The organism is Actinomadura spongiicola, from assembly GCF_003432485.1.
In the GTDB taxonomy this organism is placed as follows: domain Bacteria; phylum Actinomycetota; class Actinomycetes; order Streptosporangiales; family Streptosporangiaceae; genus Spirillospora; species Spirillospora spongiicola.
On record NZ_QVNQ01000026.1, the window covers coordinates 1 to 1,471 of the forward strand.

At 64.2% G+C, this 1,471-nt stretch carries 1 protein-coding gene and 1 pseudogene; both read right to left on the reverse strand.

Features of this window, described 5'->3' with window-relative positions; translation table 11 throughout:
- The coding region (locus D0T12_RS34645; protein ID WP_267900438.1) for an alpha-amylase family glycosyl hydrolase at nt 1-529 on the reverse strand (529 nt) is incomplete at its 3' end.
- 56 nt (nt 530-585) lie between these two features.
- A pseudogene (locus tag D0T12_RS34650) lies at nt 586-1,471 on the reverse strand (alpha-1,4-glucan--maltose-1-phosphate maltosyltransferase); the annotation flags it as partial.

A 1,471-nucleotide genomic window follows, 5' to 3' on the forward strand; every position in this document is an offset into this window, starting at 1 on the left:
CGGTGTCGATGAAGATGATGCGGGCGTCGGGGTATTTGGTGTCGGTGTCGTCCCACATGTAGAAGTCGCCGTAGGGGCCGTCGGGGTCGGTGCGGGAGGCCTGGAACCAGGGGTGCTGGTCGGAGGTGTGGTTCATCACCAGATCCGCGATGACACGAATACCCCGCGCGTGAGCCTCCTCGATCAACTCGACGAAATCCCCCAGATCCCCGAAGTCCGGCAGGATTTTCGTGTACTCGGCGATGTCGTACCCGCCGTCGCGGAGTGGTGACTCGTAGATGGGCAGCAGCCAGAGGCAGTCGATGCCGAGCCATTGCAGATGGTCGAGTTTGGAGATCAGACCGCGCAGGTCGCCGTAACCGTCGTTGTTGGAGTCGGCGAAACCGCGGACCGACACCTCGTAGAACACCGCGGTCTTGAACCAGTGCGGATCACGCGGCGTTTCTGGGCTGAACGCGTCCGCGACGGGCTCGGACGTCGAGGGAACAGCGTCCGGCGGAACCTCGGGGATGGGCTCGTCCCTCGGCACCGCACCCGGCCCGACATCCGATAGCGCGGTGGAATGCTGTGGTTCGTTGGGTCCGCTCAACTTTCGTCGCTCCCGAACGTGAAGATGTGTGCGGGTCGGGTGTGTGGGTCGAGGTGGACGTAGTTGGTGGCGGTCCAGGTGTAGGTGGTGCCGTCGAGTTGGTCGGTGACGGTGTAGGGGTGGTGGGGGTGGTTGGGGAGGCCGAGGGCTTCCAGGTCGAGGTGGACGGTGGCTTCGCGGGGTTGGTGGGGGTTGAGGTTGACGATGGCCAGGACGATGTCGTTGAGGTGGTGTTTGGAGAAGGCGAGGAGTTCGGGTTGGTCGATGTGGTGGAAGTGGAGGTTGCGGAGTTGTTGGAGGGCGGGGTGGGTGTTGCGGAGTGTGTTGAGGTGGGTGATGAGCGGCGCGATGCTGCTGCCGGTGGTGGTGGTCCAGTCGCGGGGGCGGTATTGGTATTTCTCTGAGTCGCGGTATTCCTCGCTGCCGGGGCGGACGGGGGTGTTTTCGCAGAGTTCGTAGCCGGTGTAGATGCCCCAGGTGGGGGAGAGGAGGGCGGCGAGGATGGCGCGGATTTCGAAGGCGGGGCGTCCGCCGTGTTGCAAGTATTCGGAGAGGATGTCGGGGGTGTTGGTGAAGCAGTTGGGGCGCATGTAGGTGGCGGTGGGGCCGGTGAGTTCGGTGAAGTAGTCGCGGAGTTCTTGGGCGGTGTTGCGCCAGGTGAAGTAGGTGTAGGACTGGTGGAATCCGGTTTTGGCGAGGGTGTGCATCATGGCGGGGCGGGTGAAGGCTTCGGCGAGGAAGATCACGTCGGGGTGGGTCAGGGCGATGTCGGCCAGGAGGCGTTCCCAGAAGGGGACGGGTTTGGTGTGGGGGTTGTCGACGCGGAAGATGCGGACGCCGTGGTCGATCCAGTGCCGCACGATCCGCCGGACTTCGGTGTAG